This is a genomic window from Mycobacteroides franklinii (genome assembly GCF_002013895.1).
GTDB classification, from domain to species: domain Bacteria; phylum Actinomycetota; class Actinomycetes; order Mycobacteriales; family Mycobacteriaceae; genus Mycobacterium; species Mycobacterium franklinii.
Map to the genome: position 1 here is coordinate 400402 of NZ_MAFQ01000001.1, position 16806 is coordinate 417207.

A 16806-nucleotide genomic window follows, 5' to 3' on the forward strand; every position below is an offset into this window, starting at 1 on the left:
CGCACCTGCGCCGAGAACGAGGACGATCACAAATTCTTCCTGATTTTTCAGTTGTCGCCGACAGGCGGCGATATTGGGCAAGGTCGATGGTGAGCTGCCATTTCTCCGGACCTCGCGTGGCCCTATCTCTGTGGGCCCGCACCATGAACTTCGCGGCCAGCAACCTAACTGGTCGAAGTGAGACCCCTCGCCCCATGTTTGGCGGGGGAAGGAAAGGAAATCCGTGACCGATACGGACCTCATCGTGACCGAAGCCGCCCCGGAAACTCCGGAGGCACCCACCGCAGCCTCATCCGATCGCTCTGCGAAGGAGCGTCGGGGTGACGGACTGGGTGCGCTGTCGACGATGGTGCTTCCGGAGCTGCGTGCGCTGGCCAGCCAGGTAGGCGTCAAGGGCACCTCCGGAATGCGTAAGGGCGACTTGATCGCCGCCATCCGTGAGCATCAGGGCGCGCTCGGCGCACCGAAGAACAACAATCAGTCGACTGCGGCTCAACAGCCGCAGGCCTCCTCGGCGCCGGCCGAGGTCGCCCCGAAGGAATCGGCCCCGAAGGAGCAGGCTCAGTCCGAGTCGGCCCAGACTGCCCTCGATCTTCCTACCGAGGCACCGAAGTCTGCGCCGTCCGCGGACTCCGGCCAGGATTCCGCGGGCAAGAGCGCCGAAAATGGCTCGGCGCCCCGCGAGGGTCGTGGCGAGCGCCGTCGCAACCAGAACAACAACCAGAACCAGAACAATCAGTCGGCCGAGGGCGAACGCAAGCAACAGAACGGCACCCGCGACAACGCTGACAACGCCGAGAGCCCCGGGCGCGAAGGCGGCTCGGGGAACCAAAACTCGGAGAACCAGGACAACAGCCAGAACCAGGGCAACCGCGGCGATGACGGCGACGGCCGCGGCCGTCGTGGACGTCGAACCCGTGAGCGCCGCCGTGGCCGCGATCGCAACACCACCAGCGAGGGCGGCGAGACCGAACTGCGCGAGGACGACGTCGTGCAGCCGGTGGCCGGAATTCTCGACGTGCTCGACAACTATGCGTTCGTTCGTACCTCCGGCTACCTGGCCGGCCCCAACGACGTCTACGTCTCGATGAACCTGGTCCGCAAGAACGGATTGCGCCGCGGTGACGCCATCACCGGCGCGGTGCGGGTGCCTCGTGATCCGGACGCCGGGAACCAGAACCAGCGGCAGAAGTTCAACCCGCTGGTGCGTCTGGACTCCGTCAACGGGGGCCCGGTCGAGGACGCCAAGAAGCGTCCCGACTTCACCAAGCTGACCCCGCTGTACCCGAACCAGCGGCTGCGGCTGGAGACCACCACCGAGAAGCTGACGACTCGTGTGATCGACCTGATCATGCCGATCGGTAAGGGGCAGCGTGCGCTGATCGTGTCGCCGCCGAAGGCCGGTAAGACCACGATCATGCAGAACATCGCCAACGCGATCTCGGCCAACAACCCCGAATGCCATCTGATGGTGGTGCTGGTCGACGAACGGCCCGAAGAGGTCACCGACATGCAGCGTTCGGTCAAGGGTGAGGTCATTGCCTCCACCTTCGATCGCCCGCCGTCAGATCACACTCAGGCGGCCGAGCTCGCCATCGAGCGCGCCAAGCGCCTTGTCGAGCAGGGCAAGGACGTCGTGGTGCTGCTGGACTCGATCACTCGCCTGGGCCGCGCGTACAACAACGCCTCGCCGGCCTCGGGCCGCATCCTGTCCGGTGGTGTCGACTCCACCGCGCTCTACCCGCCCAAGCGATTCCTGGGCGCGGCGCGCAATATCGAGCACGGCGGCTCGCTGACCATCATCGCCACGGCGATGGTCGAGACCGGCTCCACCGGTGACACGGTGATCTTCGAGGAGTTCAAGGGCACCGGCAACGCCGAGCTCAAGCTCGACCGCAAGATCGCCGAACGCCGCGTGTTCCCGGCCGTCGACGTGAACCCGTCGGGTACCCGCAAGGACGAGCTGCTGATGAGCGGTGACGAGTTCGCGATCGTGCACAAGCTGCGCCGCGTGCTCTCGGGTCTGGATTCACATCAGGCCATCGACCTGCTGATGAGCCAGCTACGCAAGACCAAGACCAACTACGAATTCCTGCTCCAGGTGTCCAAGACCGCACCCGGCGGGATGAACGCCGACGAGCCGCAGTACAGCTAGAGCGAGAGATCACCGATGCAGATCGGTGATCTCTCGCAGTCTCGTCAAGGTGGCCGCCCAGCGGTCGTAGCCTTTGGCGTCCACGTGTCAATGCTCGACAATCGCCCCTTGCCACAAGACTTTTCGGAAGCCCGTGCGACTTCCGTCCGAATATCTCGGCGGTTCGCCCCTACTCAACCGAAGCCCTCAACAGCCGCTGCATGCCCGCGTACGGGCGTGGCTCACGGCTGCGGAATGGCCGGAATCTGAGGAATGGGTGGAGCCTGGGGGATGGGCGGTACCCCATTCCCGTCAGGGATGGGCGGTGCCTGCGGAATGGGCGGTGGTGTCGGGGGACCGATCGGGTCGGCGTTCGCCAGACCCTGTGCTCCCGCGAAGGTGGCCAAACCCATGGCCGCCGCGGATGCGGTGGTGACAATCAATCTCTTGATATTCATGCGTTGTCCTTCCGAATCGGATTTCCTCGTCGGCTTCCCTAATCGGCTTTCCGGATCAGCACTGATTCGTACTTCACGCGCCACCATCCAACGTACGCGTCCGCTACGGGGAGTGCGGGGGACCGGATGTGCCCATAGCCCGGGCCTCCGCACGAAAACGGCTCGTTACAGCGGTATCCAGACGCCCAGGAACCAGAATCCCCACTGGTTGAATCCAGGATCCCAGGCGGGTGTCACCGTCTGGCCCCAGTAGTCGAACGGCGGGGGCGGGGGGCCGTCCGGCGGCGGCAGTGGGCCGTTCCACACCGGGGGCGGAGGTGCGCCCCAACCCCAGGGATGCTGTCCGTCCCAGCGGTGATCGTCGCCGCCTCTCCAGTTGCCTACGCGGTCGCCGCCGCGCCAATCGCCCGGGTTGCCCCGATGGTCGCCGCCCGGGTCATGCCGGTCGGCGCTTACCGCGGCGGGTTGTGTCGGCGGAGGTGCCGCATTGGCGACTCCGGTGCCGAGGCCGAGGGCGCCGAAGCTCAGAGCGCCGACTAGTACGCCCTTGGCGATCATTTTCCTGATGGTCATCTCGAAACTCCCTTCACTTCGTCCCGACTGATTAGAACGTTAGGAATGCGAACTATTTATCGGCTGCGACTGTGCTGGGAAGATGCTGCGGTGCGAAGCCGTCGATTCCGGTAGGCCCGGAATATCGCGCCGGTGATCGTCGTTTAGGTTCTACGTAACTGAGCTGGCATAATGGCTACTCAGCCTTTGAAGGGTTCCGGTTCACGTCGTAACGCAGGCGACCCGGCGGCCACAAACACGAAGAGGAAACACCATGAAATCGGGTATTCACCCCAACTATGTCGAGACCAACGTGGTCTGCGGCTGCGGAAACACCTTCACGACGCGCAGCACCAAGGACAGCGGCCACATCGTGGTCGAGGTCTGCTCGCAGTGCCACCCGTTCTACACGGGTAAGCAGAAGATCCTGGACAGCGGCGGCCGCGTCGCCCGGTTCGAGGCTCGCTACGGCAAGCGCAAGGCCGCAGCCGACAAATAGCTTCCTTGCCGACGCCCGGATCTGCCCTATGTGCAGTCCGGGCGTCGGTTTTTTTGTATGACGACCACGCGTTTGAACATTGGGAGGACAGTCCATGGGCGAGACCCCGCTGATCGACGCGATGCTGGCCGAGCACGCTGAGCTGGAGAAGCAATTGGCCGACCCGGCGCTGCACGCCGACGCGGGTGCTGCGCGCAAGGCTGGCCGGCGGTTCGCGATGCTGTCGCCGATCGTCGCCACCCATCGCAGGCTGGCCAGCGCCCGTGACGACCTGGGCACCGCCCGTGAGCTCTCGGCCGATGATCCGTCGTTCGCCGATGAGGTGACCGAGTTGGAGTCGTTGATCGCCGAGCTGGAAACGCAACTGTCGGACATGCTCGCCCCGCGTGATCCCCATGACGGTGACGACATCCTCCTTGAGGTGAAATCTGGCGAGGGCGGCGAGGAGTCGGCGCTGTTCGCTGCCGATCTGGCCCGGATGTACATCCGTTACGCCGAGCGGCACGGTTGGAAGGTCACGGTTCTCGACGAGACCGAATCCGATCTCGGTGGGTACAAGGACGCGACCCTGGCCATCGCCAGCAAGGGGGACAGCGCCGACGGTGTCTGGTCACGGCTGAAGTTTGAGGGCGGTGTACATCGCGTGCAGCGTGTGCCCGTCACCGAATCCCAAGGGCGCGTTCATACCTCGGCGGCCGGCGTGCTGGTCTACCCCGAACCCGAAGAGGTCGAAGAGATTCAGATCGACGAATCGGATCTGCGCATCGACGTTTACCGCTCCTCGGGTAAGGGCGGGCAGGGCGTCAACACCACCGACTCGGCGGTCCGCATCACGCACCTGCCGACGGGAATCGTCGTGACCTGTCAGAACGAGCGCTCGCAGCTGCAGAACAAGGCGCGCGCCATGCAGGTGCTGGCGGCGAGGCTCCAGGCTCTCGCCGAAGAGCAGGCACAGGCCGACGCGTCGGCCGGTCGTGCCAGCCAGATCCGCACCGTAGACCGCAGCGAGCGGATCCGCACCTACAACTTCCCGGAGAACCGCATCACCGATCACCGCGTCGGATTCAAGGCCCACAACCTGGACCAGGTGCTCGACGGCGATCTGGATGCGCTGTTCGACGCGTTGGCGGTGGCAGACCGGAAGGCCAGGCTGCAGGAGGCCTGATGAGCCACTTGCGTGGACTGATCGCCGAGGCGGTCGAATCCCTCTCGCGGGCAGGAGTTTCCAGTCCGCAGGTAGATGCCGAAGAGCTCGCCGCGTATCTGCTCGGGGTCTCGCGGACACGGCTGCGGTTCGCCGAGAGTGCTCCAGAATTTGCTGAGAGATATCGCGACCTGGTGGCTCGGCGGGCCCAACGAATTCCCTTGCAGCACTTGATGGGAACCGCCGCTTTTGGCCCGATCGAGGTGCACGTGGGTCCCGGGGTGTTCATTCCGCGCCCCGAGACTGAGTCGCTGTACGCATGGGCGGCAGCGGAATTGATGCCGAATGCGACGGTGCTGGAGCTGTGTGCCGGATCGGCGGCGCTCGCCATCGCCTTGTCGCACGATCAGCCGACGGCTCGCATCATCGGGATCGAGCTTGATGAGGACGCTCTGACCTACACCCGGCGGAACGCCGTTGGCACCCGGGTCGAGGTGATTCAGGCCGACGTGACCTCGCCCGAGTTGCTGACCGACCTGAACGGCACGGTCGATCTGATTGTCGCCAACCCGCCCTACATCCCCGAGGATGTCGAACTGGAGCCCGAAGTGGCGCAGCATGATCCGCCGTTGGCACTCTTCGCGGGTGCTGATGGGCTGGCAATCATCGCGCCGATCGTGACCGCGGCGGGTCGTCTCCTGACCCCGGGAGGTGTCATCGGCGTTGAGCACGATGACAGCAATGGCGATGGCACGTGCGAGTTATTCACGGCCAGCGGCCTATTCGATGAGATTGTGCAGCGGCACGACCTTGCGGGGCGACCGAGATTCGTCACCGCTCGCCGGAAAACCTCGGCGTCCTAGACTGGACGCGTGACCGTCGTCTACGACTGCCAGGACGCTGCGACCCGCCAAGCAGGGATCGACGCGGCGGTGAGTGCGCTCAAGGCAGGTGAACTGGTGGTCATGCCCACCGACACTGTCTACGGGTTGGGTTGTGACGCATTTGATTCCAACGCGGTGACGGCGCTGCTGGCCGCCAAGGGGCGTGGTCGCGACATGCCCGTCGGCGTGCTCGTCGGCTCGTGGCACACCATCGACGGACTGGTGTTCGCGGTTCCGTCGGCCGCGCGCGAGCTCATCGAGGCATTCTGGCCCGGGCCACTCAGCATCATCGTGCGGCACGCGCCCTCGTTGTCCTGGGACCTGGGGGACGCCCAGGGGAGCGTCATGCTGCGTATGCCCATGCATCCGGTGGCCATCGAACTGCTGCGCGCCGTGGGCCCGATGGCGGTGTCCAGCGCGAACGTGTCAGGCCGGCCCGCCGCACTCACCGCCGCCGAGGCCCACGATCAGTTGGACGACAACGTTGCGGTCTACCTGGACGGCGGTACCGCCGAGCTGGGGGCCGCCTCGACCATCGTCGATCTCACCGGGCCGGTTCCGCTGATCGTGCGGGAAGGACCGATCGCCCGGGAACAGATAGTGAATGTCATCGGCGGCGAGATCGGCCCCGGCGGGCTGGGCGAGTCGGGGGAGCCCACAGAATCGTGAAGTACGGTCGGATGCGTGAGTGAGCTGCTGGCCCTCGCCGATCGCGGCGCGGGTGTCCCTCTGCGTGAACTTGCCCTGGTTGGGCTGACCGCAGCCATCACAACGTTCTTCTGCACCGGTGGAGTGCGAATGTTCGCAACCCGAGTGGGCGCGGTGGCCTACCCGCGCGAGCGTGACGTGCATCTGCAGCCGACTCCGCGCATGGGTGGTCTCGGCATGTACTTCGGGGTGTGTGCCGCAATCTTTCTGGCCTCGCAACTGCCAGCCCTGACAAGGGGTTTCGTCTACTCCTCGGGTATGCCTGCCGTCGTCGTCGCGGGCGGCATCATCATGGTCGTCGGCCTCATCGACGATAAATGGGGCCTGGACGCGTTGACCAAGTTCGCGGGTCAGGTCACCGCCGCCAGCGTGCTGGTCACCATGGGCGTGGCCTGGAGCATGATCTACATCCCGTTCGGTGGGGTGGGGACCATTGTTCTGGACCAGATGTCCTCCATCCTGGTCACGCTGGCGTTGACGGTGTCGATCGTCAATGCGATGAATTTCGTCGACGGTCTCGACGGCCTTGCCGCCGGCCTGGGGCTCATCACCGCGGCGGCCATCTGCATCTTCTCGATCGGACTGTTGCGCAGCCACGGCGGTGACGTCCTCTACTACCCGCCCGCGGTGATCTCGGTGGTGCTGGCCGGGGCGTGCCTGGGGTTCCTGCCGCACAACTTCCACCGGGCCCGCATCTTCATGGGGGACTCGGGGTCGATGCTTATCGGCCTGATGCTGGCCGCGGCGTCGACGACGGCGGCGGGCCCCATCTCACAGAGCTCGTACGGCGCCAAGGACATGTTTGTTCTGCTGTCGCCGTTCCTATTGGTCATCGCGGTGCTGCTGGTGCCGGCGCTGGACGCGTTGTTGGCCATCATCCGGCGCACCCGCGCGGGCCGCAGCCCCTTCAGCCCGGACAAGATGCATCTGCATCACCGGCTGTTGCAGATCGGTCACTCGCATCGCAAGGCGGTGCTGATCATCTATCTATGGGTGGCGATCATCGCCTTCGGAGCCGCCAGCACCATCTTCTTCGAACCCCGTTACGCGGGCGCCGTGGTCGTGGGTGCGATCGGTATCGCCATAGTCGCGACGGTCATTCCCTTGCTACGTCGTGAAGACCCCGATCCCGTCTTGGTGACCGCCCCGGACTCGAGTCCGGCGGCGGAACCGGTCGTGTACGACGAAAAGTAGTAGGGGTGCATTAACCGTCTCTACCATGTGATACGGTTCTGCCATACCCGAAAACTCACGGGTGCCGGCCACCCCGGATCGGCGGAATTTCTGGAAAGTCTTTCTAGACATTTCAGGCTCCACCGGACGGATCAACTGACCGACAGGGAGCTGCCCATTGAGGTGAGTTCAGCGAGCCCTCAGACCTCCTATAAGGTCTGGAACCGACGAACGCAGTTTTTTGTTCCGCCACCCCGACAAAGATGTGAGGTGACACCCCAGGTGACAACGCCCGACGCCCCGCTGGTTCTTCCGGCATTGGCGTTTCGACCGTTTCGTCTGGCGGCTTTGTGTGGCGTACTCGGTGCCCTGGCTCTGCTGGCCTCCGCGCTCATGGGGCAGTGGCAGTTCGGCGTCTTCTTCGTTACTGGGCTTGGACTCGGATTGGTGAACGCTCTCCTCGTTCGCCAGTCTGCGGAAGTGATTACCGCGCAAGACAATCCAAGCAAGCAAAAGATGGCCATCAATTCCGCTGCGCGGTTGATGATCATCACCGTCCTCGCCCTGGTGCTCGCCTTCGTGTTCCGCCCTGCTGGTGTTGGGGTGTTCTTCGGGGTTGCGTTGTTCCAGGTGCTGCTGGTGTTGACCACCGCTGTGCCGGTGTGGAAAGGGATCCGTTCAGTGAATCAGCCGCAGGCGGAGGTATAAGCCCAGCATGATTACGACATTCCAGGCAGAAGCCGCCATCGAAGTTGGCCACCACAAGCATTGGACCTGGCACGGTGACTTCTGGCCCTACGAGGTGACGTTCAATGTCGACACCATCGTCGCCACCGCCCTGGCCGGGGTGGTGGTGATCGCGCTGGCTCTCTTCCTGCGCGCGAAGGTCACATCGACCGGTGTGCCCAACGGTGTGCAGCTGTTCTTCGAGGCGGTGACCGTTCAGTTCCGCAACCAGGTCGAGTCGGCCATCGGGATGCGGATTGCGCCCTTCGTGCTGCCGCTGGCGGTGACGATCTTCGTCTTCATCCTGGTGTCCAACTGGATCTCGGTGCTGCCGGTGCAGTACACGGACGAGACCGGTAAGACGGCCGAACTGCTGGCCCCGCCCGCCTCGGACATCAACTACGTGCTGGCGCTCGCGCTGTTCGTCTTCGTCTGCTATCACATCGCGGGCTTCGCGCGCCGCGGCCTCATCGGCCACCCGATCAAGCTGCTCAAGGGCCACACCTGGGTCACCGCGTTCATCAACCCGATCGAGGAGCTGGCCAAGCCCATCTCGCTGTCACTGCGACTCTTCGGCAACATGTTCGCCGGCGGCATCATGGTCGCGTTGATCGCGATGTTCCCGGCATGGATCATGTGGGCGCCCAACGCCATCTGGAAATCGTTCGACCTGTTCGTCGGCCTTATCCAGGCCTTCATCTTCGCTCTGTTGACTGTCCTGTACTTCAGCCAGTCGATGGAACTGGACGACGAACACCACTAATTACATAGACCAACCTGTATAGACCCTGGTAGCACAGCTACCACTTAATAAGGAGGAAGAAAATGGCGGATCCCCAGATTATCCAGGGCGCCCTCATCGGCGGCGGCTTGATCATGGCCGGCGGCGCCATCGGTGCCGGTATCGGTGACGGTATCGCCGGTAACGCCCTTATCTCGGGTGTGGCCCGTCAGCCCGAGGCTCAGAGCCGGCTGTTCACGCCGTTCTTCATCACCGTCGGTCTGGTTGAGGCTGCCTACTTCATCAACCTGGCCTTCATGGCGCTGTTCGTCTTCGCGACCCCCGGCGCCAGCTAATCGGCATGGGTGAATTGCACAGTGCCGCCTCTGCCGTCACGGCAGTCGCGGCGGAAGCCGCCGCAGAGGGTGGGAAGCAGAACAACTTCCTCATCCCCAACGGCACCTTCTTTGTCGTCCTGGCGATCTTCTTGATCGTCCTGGCGGTCATCGGAACCTTCGTGGTGCCGCCGATCCAAAAGGTGCTCAAGGCACGCGAGGACACGGTCGCCAAGACGGCCGAGGACAACCGGAACGCCGCTGAGCAATTCACCGCCGCCGAGGCTGACTACAAGGATGAGCTGGCCAAGGCGCGCGGTGCCGCAACAGCGGTGCGTGACGAGGCCAGGGCCGAAGGACGCGGAATTCTCGAGGACATGCGTCAGCGGGCCAACGCCGAAGCGACCGCCGTGAATACGACGGCCGCGGAACAGTTGGCCCGTCAGGGCGAGGCAACCTCCGGTGAGCTGGCGGCGAGCGTCGACAGCCTGTCCCGGACCCTCGCCGAACGTGTTCTCGGCGTGAGCCTTTCGGAACCAGCGAGCGCAGGGCGAGGCTAAACACAGATGTCGACATTTATCGGACAGCTCATCGGTTTCGCTGTCATCGTGTTCCTGGCGGTCAAGTACGTGGTGCCGCCGGTACGCACGTTGATGGCCAAGCAGCAGGACGCGGTGCGCCAGCAGCTCGCCGACAGCAAGACGGCAGCGGACAAGCTGGTCGAGGCCGAGGGTGCACATGCCAAGGCCATCGAAGATGCCAAGGCGGATGCCGCCAGCATCGCCGAGGAAGCCAAGGCCGACGCGGTGCAGATCTCCAAGCAGCTGCGCGAGCAGGCTGACGCAGAGGTCGAGCGGATCAAGGTGCACGGCCAGGAGCAGATCGTGCTCCAGCGCCAGCAGCTGATCCGTCAGCTCCGCGGTGACCTCGGTGCCGAATCTGTCCGTCGCGCCGGCGATCTGGTTCGCGCGCATGTCGGCGATGCCGCGGCGCAGTCCGCCACCGTCGACCGTTTCCTTGATGAACTGTCACAGATGGCCGGCAGTGTGAACACCGAGCGGCGTCCGTTGGCCGCCGGTGGTGCGGGCCTGCACGCCGCCAGCCGCGAATCGCTGGCCGAGCAGGTAAAGGCCTTCCAGGCCAACGCTGTCTCGCTCGACAGCCTCACACTCAACGCACTCGCCGACGACCTGACCGCGGTGGCCGAGCTCTTGATCAAAGAGTTGGTGCTGCGCAAGCACCTGTCCGAGCCGGTTGACGCCAGTGAGCAGTCCGCCAAGATCGCCCTGGTCGACTCGTTACTCGGTTCCAAGATCGGACGGCCGGCACTCGAGGTCGTGCGTGCGGCCGTGGTCGCCCGGTGGTCCGCCTCCGGCGACCTCATCACCGCGATCGAATACATCGCCCGACTCGCGCTGTTGGAGCGGGCCGAACGCGATGGCCAGATCGACGACGTCGAAGACCAGCTGTTCCGCGTCAGTCGCATCCTCGACGGGGAACCGCAGCTGAGTGCGCTGCTGGGTAACACCGCCGCACCTGCCGCCGATCGTGTGGCATTGCTGAAGAACGTGCTGGCCGGTCGGTCCAACCTGATCGTGACAAGCCTTCTCGCGCAGACAGTGCGTCTGCTGCGCGGCAAGCGTGCCGATGTCGCCGTACTCGAGGTCGCCGAATTGGCGGTGGCGCGTCGCGACGAGTCGGTCGCGCACGTGAAGTCCGCCGCTCCGATCAGCGACGCACAGACCACACGGCTTGCCCAGGTGCTCGGGCAGATTTACGGCCGCACCATCGCGGTGCAGTTGGATGTGGATCCCGAATTGCTCGGCGGACTCATCGTCAACATCGGTGACGAGGAGATCGACGGCAGCTTGTCCAGCCGGCTCTCGGCCGCCGCCCTCCATCTGCCCAACTAAGTAACCACCAGACTTACCCCGCAAGAAGAGCCAGGAACAGGAAGACGAGAAAAGCCATGACAGAGTTGACGATCTCCTCGGCGGACATCTCCGGCGCGATCGAGCAGTACGTCGCGACGTTCTCTGCCGACCCATCACGCGAAGAAATCGGCATCGTCTCCGACACCGGTGACGGCATCGCCCACGTCGAGGGTCTGCCCTCGGTCATGACTCAGGAACTCCTCGAGTTCCCCGGCGGCGTGCTGGGTGTGGCGCTGAACCTCGATGAGCGCAGCGTCGGCACCGTTATCCTCGGTGACTTCCACGGCATCGAAGAGGGCCAGCAGGTCAAGCGCACCGGCGAGGTGCTGTCGGTACCGGTAGGCGACGCCTTCCTCGGCCGCGTCATCAACCCGCTCGGTCAGCCGATCGATGGTCGTGGCGACATCGAGGCCGAGACCAACCGTTCCCTCGAGCTCCAGGCCGCCAGTGTGGTCGAGCGCCAGAGTGTTTCGGAGCCGCTGCAGACCGGCATCAAGGCCATCGACTCGCAGACCCCGATCGGCCGCGGCCAGCGCCAGCTGATCATCGGCGACCGCAAGACCGGCAAGACCGCGGTCTGCGTCGACACCATCCTGAACCAGAAGCAAGCCTGGGAGACCGGCGACCCGCAGCAGCAGGTGCGCTGCATCTACGTCGCCGTCGGCCAGAAGGGTTCGACCGTCGCCGCGGTGCGCCGCACCCTGGATGAGGCCGGTGCCCTGGAGTACACGACCATCATCGCCGCCCCGGCCTCTGACGCCGCCGGCTTCAAGTGGCTCGCCCCGTACACCGGTTCGGCTCTCGGCCAGCACTGGATGTACCAGGGCAAGCACGTCCTCATCGTGTTCGACGACCTCACCAAGCAGGCCGAGGCCTACCGCGCCATCTCGCTGCTGCTGCGTCGCCCGCCGGGCCGCGAGGCGTACCCGGGTGACGTCTTCTACTTGCACTCGCGCCTGCTGGAGCGTTGCGCGAAGCTTTCCGATGCGCTGGGTGCCGGCTCGCTGACGGGTCTGCCGATCATCGAGACCAAGGCCAACGACATCTCGGCCTACATCCCCACCAACGTCATCTCGATCACCGACGGACAGTGCTTCCTGCAGACCGACCTCTTCAACCAGGGTGTGCGCCCGGCCATCAACGTCGGTGTGTCGGTGTCCCGCGTCGGTGGTGCCGCTCAGATCAAGGCCATGAAAGAGGTCGCGGGAAGTCTCCGCTTGGAGCTTTCCCAGTACCGCGAGCTGGAGGCCTTCGCTGCCTTCGCCTCCGACCTGGACGCCACCTCGAAGGCTCAGCTGGAGCGTGGAGCGCGCCTGGTCGAGCTGCTCAAGCAGCCGCAGAACTCGCCGTACCCGGTCGAGGAGCAGGTTGTCGCGATCTACCTCGGTACCGGTGGTCACCTCGACTCGGTACCGGTCGGCGACGTGATCCGCTTCGAGCAGGAGTTCCTGGACCACGTGCGCGGCTCACACGCCGACATCTTGGCCGACATCAAGGAGACCAAGAAGTTCTCCGAGGACACCGAGACCAAGCTCACCGACGCCGTCAACGCGTTCAAGAAGAGCTTCGCCGCCACCGACGGCAGCTCGGTAGAGGTCAAGGGTGCTGCGACCCAGGCTCTGGACGAGTCCGAGGTTGGCCAGGAGACCGTGCAGGTCCGCAAGCCGGCTCCCAAGAAGTAATCAACCATGGCAGCACAAATCCGAGAATTGCGCAGGCGGATCAAATCCGCCGGTTCGATCAAGAAGATCACCAAGGCGCAGGAGTTGATCGCGACATCGCGCATCTCCAAGGCGCAGGCGCGCGTGGTGGCGGCCCGGCCGTACGCGACCGAGATCACCAACGTGCTCACCGCACTGGCCGATGACGCCGCGCTAGACCATCCGCTGTTGGTGGAGCGGGCCGAGCCCAAGCGGGCCGGGGTGCTGATCGTGTCGTCGGACCGCGGGCTCTGCGGTGGCTACAACGCCAACGTGTTGCGTGTCGCCGAGGAGCTGTTCGCGCTGCTGCGCGAGCAGGGCAAGACCCCGGTGATCTACGTGATCGGCCGTAAGGCGTTGAACTTCTACCGGTTCCGCGGTCGCAAGGTCACCGAGTCCTGGACCGGCTTCTCCGAGCGTCCCGAGTACTCGCATGCTCAGGAAATCGCGGGCGTACTGGTGGATGCCTTCCTGGCAGGCGCCGATGACGACGGTGACGACCCGGGTCTGGACGGCATCCTCGGCGTTGACGAGCTACACATCGTCTACACCGAATTCAAGTCGATGCTGACCCAGTCGGCCGTCGCCAAGCGGATCGCGCCGATGGAGGTCGAGTACGTCGACGCTCCGGCCGGGCCCGCGACGCAGTACTCGTTCGAGCCTGACGCCACAACGCTTTTCGCGTCGCTGCTGCCTCGTTACCTGGCCACCCGGGTGTACGCGGCGCTGCTGGAGGCGGCAGCCTCGGAGTCGGCATCCCGCCGGCGCGCCATGAAGGCCGCCACGGACAACGCCGATGAGCTCATCAAGGGGCTCACCCTGGAAGCCAACCGCGCTCGCCAGGCTCAGATCACCCAGGAAATCAGTGAAATCGTTGGCGGCGTGGACGCGCTTGCCTCGGCCGCCGCAAGCGAACATTAGGAAGAGACGAGTAGATGACCGCACCAACTGCTAACAAGACCGTCGGGCGAGTTGTTCGCGTTACCGGCCCGGTCGTTGACGTGGAGTTCCCGCGTGACGCCGTGCCGCCGCTCTTCTCCGCCCTCCACGCCGAGATCACCTACGCGGCGATGGCCAAGACGCTGACCCTCGAGGTCGCACAGCACCTGGGTGACAACCTGGTGCGCACCGTGTCCATGCAGCCGACCGATGGTCTGGTTCGTGGTGTCGACGTCGTCAACACCGGCAACACCATCGCCGTGCCCGTCGGGGACGGCGTCAAGGGCCACGTCTTCAACGCCCTGGGCAACTGCCTCGATGAGCCCGGCTACGGCAGCGACTTCGAGAAGTGGTCAATCCACCGCAAGCCCCCGGCGTTCGATCAGCTCGAGCCGCGCACCGAGATGCTGGAGACCGGCCTGAAGGTCGTCGACCTGCTGACCCCGTACGTGCGTGGTGGAAAGATCGCGCTGTTCGGTGGTGCCGGTGTCGGTAAGACCGTTCTGATCCAGGAGATGATCAACCGCATCGCCCGCAACTTCGGTGGCACCTCGGTGTTCGCCGGCGTGGGTGAGCGTACCCGTGAAGGTAACGACCTGTGGGTCGAGCTTGCGGATGCCAACGTGCTCAAGGACACCGCCTTGGTGTTCGGCCAGATGGACGAGCCGCCCGGCACGCGTATGCGCGTCGCGCTCTCGGCCCTGACCATGGCCGAGTACTTCCGCGACGAGCAGGGCCAGGACGTGCTGCTGTTCATCGACAACATCTTCCGGTTCACCCAGGCCGGTTCCGAGGTGTCGACCCTGCTGGGCCGCATGCCTTCTGCCGTGGGTTACCAGCCGACGCTGGCCGACGAGATGGGTGAGCTGCAGGAGCGCATCACCTCGACCCGTGGTCGCTCGATCACCTCGATGCAGGCCGTCTACGTGCCCGCCGACGACTACACCGACCCGGCGCCCGCGACCACGTTCGCGCACCTGGATGCCACCACCGAGCTTTCTCGTGCGGTGTTCTCCAAGGGCATCTTCCCGGCCGTGGACCCGCTGGCTTCGTCGTCGACGATTCTGTTGCCGTCCGTGGTTGGCGACGAGCACTACCGCGTCGCGCAGGAAGTCATCCGTATCCTGCAGCGCTACCAGGATCTGCAGGACATCATCGCCATCCTCGGTATCGACGAGCTGTCGGAAGAGGACAAGCAGCTGGTGGGCCGCGCACGTCGTATCGAGCGCTTCCTGAGCCAGAACATGATGGCTGCCGAGCAGTTCACCGGTCAGCCGGGTTCGACCGTGCCGCTCAAGGAGACCATCGAGGCGTTCGACAAGCTCACCAAGGGCGAGTTCGATCACCTGCCCGAGCAGGCGTTCTTCCTCATCGGTGGCCTGGACGATCTGGCCAAGAAGGCCGAAAGCCTCGGCGCCAAGCTGTAGTTCGTCACTTAGCCATCTGAAGGAGGTGCATTGAATGTCCGAGATTGACGTCGAGATTGTCGCCGTCGAACGTGAGATCTGGTCGGGTAAGGCAACATTCGTCTTTACCCGCACGACCTCCGGCGAAATCGGCATCCTGCCGCACCACATACCGTTGGTGGCGCAGCTGGTGGACGATGCGGCGGTGAAGATCGAGCGCGAAGGTAGTGACGATCTGTGGTGGGCGATTGACGGGGGATTCCTGTCGATCACCGATACCAAGGTGAGCATCCTGGTCGAATCCGCGCAGGCTCGTGCGGATATCGACGAGCCCAAGGCCAAGACCGATTCCGGTTCCGACGACCCACGGGTCGCGGCGCAGGGACGCGCGCGCTTGCGTGCACTCGGCCAGACGGTTTAGCACTACACCACTTCGTATAAGCATAAGGAAGCCGCTTTTGAGCGTGACGGCGATGATCGAGATATCGGTCATCGCCGTCCTCGCTTTGGCGGTGGCTGCGTTGAGCTTCCGTCTGCTCAAGTTGCGCAACGGAGGCACCGCGGCTCTCTTGCGCGATATGCCGGAAACGGGGGAGGGCCGCTGGCGCCATGGCGTCATGCGGTATCGCGAGTCTCAAGCCGAGTTCTATCGGCTGTCCAGTGTGCGGCTCTGGCCCGATCGCCAGCTGTCCCGGCGCGAGCTTGAAATTATCGACCGCCGGATCCCGCGCGGAGATGAGTACGACATCATGACCGCCGAGATCGTGGTGTTGCTGCTGCGCGACGGTGCGCGCGACTACGAGATGGCGCTGGATCGCGGTGCGTTGACCGCGTTCATGTCCTGGGTGGAGTCGCGTCCGTCACGGCGGGCGGAACGCCGCACCCGCTGAGCGGAAACGTGACCAGCCGCGGACGTCACGCGGGCTGTGCCGGTCCGCCGGGCTTCCAGAGTGTGTCTTTTCCGCCGTTGGCCACCCGCGACAAGATGAACAGCAGATCCGAGAGCCGATTCAGATACTTGGCGGTCAGCACGTTGGTGCTGTCCGGATAGGTATCGATCGCCGCCCAGGCTGAGCGCTCGGCCCGTCGCGCGACGGTCCGCGCCACGTGTAACAACGCGGACAGCGGGGTGCCACCTGGCAGTACAAAGGAATTCAGCTTCGGCAGGGCTTCGTTGTACTCGTCACACCAGCCCTCCAACCGGTCGATATACGACTGGGTGATCCGTAGTGGTGGATACGGGGGATCGGGTACAACGGGGGTGGAGAGGTCCGCGCCGGCATCGAACAAGTCATTTTGGATCTGGAGTAGCAGGGCGCCGATGGCCTGGCTGGGGTTTCCAAGTACTACCGCAGCGCCAATGGCGGCGTTGGCCTCGTCGCAGTCGGCGTAGGCGACGAGCCGCGGGTCGTTCTTCGGTACACGGGAGAAGTCGCTCAAGCCCGTGGTTCCGTCGTCTCCGGTGCGGGTATAGATGCGAGTGAGGTGCACAC

Annotated in this window: 19 protein-coding genes; 16 read left to right on the forward strand and 3 right to left on the reverse strand. The window is 64.5% G+C overall.

Annotated elements, in window-relative coordinates; genetic code table 11:
* Positions 1-223: 223 nt before the first annotated feature.
* On the forward strand, positions 224-2155 hold the full coding sequence (rho, locus tag B4393_RS02190; RefSeq protein ID WP_078332735.1) for a transcription termination factor Rho: 1932 nt from the start codon (positions 224-226) through the stop codon (positions 2153-2155).
* A gap of 221 nt (positions 2156-2376) precedes the next feature.
* On the opposite strand, the gene B4393_RS02195 is transcribed toward rho, so the two are convergent.
* Both B4393_RS02195 and B4393_RS02200 read right to left on the reverse strand, forming a co-directional pair.
* On the reverse strand, positions 2377-2592 hold the full coding sequence (locus tag B4393_RS02195; RefSeq protein ID WP_078278665.1) for a hypothetical protein: 216 nt from the start codon (positions 2590-2592) through the stop codon (positions 2377-2379).
* Between the two features lie 165 nt (positions 2593-2757).
* Positions 2758-3165, reverse strand: a complete 408-nt coding sequence (locus B4393_RS02200; protein ID WP_078332736.1) for a hypothetical protein — start codon at positions 3163-3165, stop codon at positions 2758-2760.
* 253 nt (positions 3166-3418) lie between these two features.
* On the opposite strand from B4393_RS02200, the gene rpmE reads away from it, so the two are divergent.
* The 15 genes from rpmE to B4393_RS02275 all read left to right on the forward strand — a co-directional run bounded on the left by rpmE (position 3419) and on the right by B4393_RS02275 (position 16203).
* Positions 3419-3643, forward strand: coding sequence for a 50S ribosomal protein L31 (gene rpmE / locus B4393_RS02205; protein WP_043077146.1), 225 nt, complete (start codon positions 3419-3421; stop codon positions 3641-3643).
* A gap of 94 nt (positions 3644-3737) precedes the next feature.
* Positions 3738-4808 carry a peptide chain release factor 1 gene (gene prfA, locus B4393_RS02210; RefSeq protein ID WP_070935825.1) on the forward strand — a complete coding sequence of 357 codons (1071 nt, stop codon included), beginning with the start codon at positions 3738-3740 and terminating at the stop codon, positions 4806-4808.
* The gene (gene prmC, locus B4393_RS02215; RefSeq protein ID WP_078332737.1) at positions 4808-5650 is read left to right on the forward strand and encodes a peptide chain release factor N(5)-glutamine methyltransferase; all 843 of its coding nucleotides are present in this window, start codon (positions 4808-4810) and stop codon (positions 5648-5650) included. The genes prfA and prmC overlap by 1 nt, the downstream gene beginning before the upstream one ends.
* Positions 5651-5659: 9 nt before the next feature.
* Entirely contained in the window at positions 5660-6340 is a 681-nt protein-coding gene (locus B4393_RS02220) for an L-threonylcarbamoyladenylate synthase (protein ID WP_078332738.1), read from the forward strand.
* Positions 6341-6355: 15 nt separating this feature from the next.
* On the forward strand, positions 6356-7573 hold the full coding sequence (locus B4393_RS02225; RefSeq protein WP_078332739.1) for a glycosyltransferase family 4 protein: 1218 nt from the start codon (positions 6356-6358) through the stop codon (positions 7571-7573).
* A gap of 261 nt (positions 7574-7834) precedes the next feature.
* Positions 7835-8260 carry an ATP synthase subunit I gene (locus B4393_RS02230; RefSeq protein ID WP_070936824.1) on the forward strand — a complete coding sequence of 142 codons (426 nt, stop codon included), beginning with the start codon at positions 7835-7837 and terminating at the stop codon, positions 8258-8260.
* A gap of 7 nt (positions 8261-8267) precedes the next feature.
* Positions 8268-9041 (forward strand): F0F1 ATP synthase subunit A, encoded by a 774-nt coding sequence (gene atpB / locus B4393_RS02235; RefSeq protein WP_078332740.1) that lies wholly within the window; start codon positions 8268-8270, stop codon positions 9039-9041.
* Positions 9042-9103: 62 nt separating this feature from the next.
* Positions 9104-9355 (forward strand): F0F1 ATP synthase subunit C, encoded by a 252-nt coding sequence (locus tag B4393_RS02240; RefSeq protein WP_070935815.1) that lies wholly within the window; start codon positions 9104-9106, stop codon positions 9353-9355.
* 5 nt (positions 9356-9360) lie between these two features.
* Positions 9361-9894, forward strand: a complete 534-nt coding sequence (locus B4393_RS02245; RefSeq protein ID WP_070935813.1) for a F0F1 ATP synthase subunit B — start codon at positions 9361-9363, stop codon at positions 9892-9894.
* A 6-nt stretch (positions 9895-9900) separates the two neighbouring features.
* A complete protein-coding gene (locus B4393_RS02250) occupies positions 9901-11247 on the forward strand; it encodes a F0F1 ATP synthase subunit B/delta (RefSeq protein ID WP_078332741.1) in 1347 nt (448 codons plus the stop codon).
* 56 nt (positions 11248-11303) lie between these two features.
* Entirely contained in the window at positions 11304-12950 is a 1647-nt protein-coding gene (atpA, locus tag B4393_RS02255; protein ID WP_064628663.1) for a F0F1 ATP synthase subunit alpha, read from the forward strand.
* 6 nt (positions 12951-12956) lie between these two features.
* Positions 12957-13889 carry a F0F1 ATP synthase subunit gamma gene (locus B4393_RS02260; RefSeq protein ID WP_064628665.1) on the forward strand — a complete coding sequence of 311 codons (933 nt, stop codon included), beginning with the start codon at positions 12957-12959 and terminating at the stop codon, positions 13887-13889.
* Positions 13890-13903: 14 nt separating this feature from the next.
* A complete protein-coding gene (gene atpD, locus B4393_RS02265; protein WP_064628667.1) occupies positions 13904-15334 on the forward strand; it encodes a F0F1 ATP synthase subunit beta in 1431 nt (476 codons plus the stop codon).
* 34 nt (positions 15335-15368) lie between these two features.
* On the forward strand, positions 15369-15734 hold the full coding sequence (locus B4393_RS02270; RefSeq protein ID WP_070935807.1) for a F0F1 ATP synthase subunit epsilon: 366 nt from the start codon (positions 15369-15371) through the stop codon (positions 15732-15734).
* A gap of 52 nt (positions 15735-15786) precedes the next feature.
* The gene (locus B4393_RS02275) at positions 15787-16203 is read left to right on the forward strand and encodes a DUF2550 domain-containing protein (protein ID WP_070936823.1); all 417 of its coding nucleotides are present in this window, start codon (positions 15787-15789) and stop codon (positions 16201-16203) included.
* Between the two features lie 25 nt (positions 16204-16228).
* On the opposite strand, the gene B4393_RS02280 is transcribed toward B4393_RS02275, so the two are convergent.
* On the reverse strand, positions 16229-16804 hold the full coding sequence (locus B4393_RS02280) for a cob(I)yrinic acid a,c-diamide adenosyltransferase (protein WP_191987141.1): 576 nt from the start codon (positions 16802-16804) through the stop codon (positions 16229-16231).
* Between the last annotated feature and the right edge of the window lie 2 nt (positions 16805-16806).

Coding starts and splice junctions, on each gene's coding strand:
- B4393_RS02195 (WP_078278665.1), bottom strand. CDS start 2,592: ATGAATATCAAGAGATTGATTGTCACCACCGCATCCGCGGCGGCCATG.
- B4393_RS02200 (WP_078332736.1), bottom strand. CDS start 3,165: ATGACCATCAGGAAAATGATCGCCAAGGGCGTACTAGTCGGCGCTCTG.
- rpmE (WP_043077146.1), top strand. CDS start 3,419: ATGAAATCGGGTATTCACCCCAACTATGTCGAGACCAACGTGGTCTGC.
- prfA (WP_070935825.1), top strand. CDS start 3,738: ATGGGCGAGACCCCGCTGATCGACGCGATGCTGGCCGAGCACGCTGAG.
- prmC (WP_078332737.1), top strand. CDS start 4,808: ATGAGCCACTTGCGTGGACTGATCGCCGAGGCGGTCGAATCCCTCTCG.
- atpB (WP_078332740.1), top strand. CDS start 8,268: ATGATTACGACATTCCAGGCAGAAGCCGCCATCGAAGTTGGCCACCAC.
- B4393_RS02240 (WP_070935815.1), top strand. CDS start 9,104: ATGGCGGATCCCCAGATTATCCAGGGCGCCCTCATCGGCGGCGGCTTG.
- B4393_RS02245 (WP_070935813.1), top strand. CDS start 9,361: ATGGGTGAATTGCACAGTGCCGCCTCTGCCGTCACGGCAGTCGCGGCG.
- B4393_RS02250 (WP_078332741.1), top strand. CDS start 9,901: ATGTCGACATTTATCGGACAGCTCATCGGTTTCGCTGTCATCGTGTTC.
- atpA (WP_064628663.1), top strand. CDS start 11,304: ATGACAGAGTTGACGATCTCCTCGGCGGACATCTCCGGCGCGATCGAG.
- B4393_RS02260 (WP_064628665.1), top strand. CDS start 12,957: ATGGCAGCACAAATCCGAGAATTGCGCAGGCGGATCAAATCCGCCGGT.
- atpD (WP_064628667.1), top strand. CDS start 13,904: ATGACCGCACCAACTGCTAACAAGACCGTCGGGCGAGTTGTTCGCGTT.
- B4393_RS02270 (WP_070935807.1), top strand. CDS start 15,369: ATGTCCGAGATTGACGTCGAGATTGTCGCCGTCGAACGTGAGATCTGG.
- B4393_RS02275 (WP_070936823.1), top strand. CDS start 15,787: ATGATCGAGATATCGGTCATCGCCGTCCTCGCTTTGGCGGTGGCTGCG.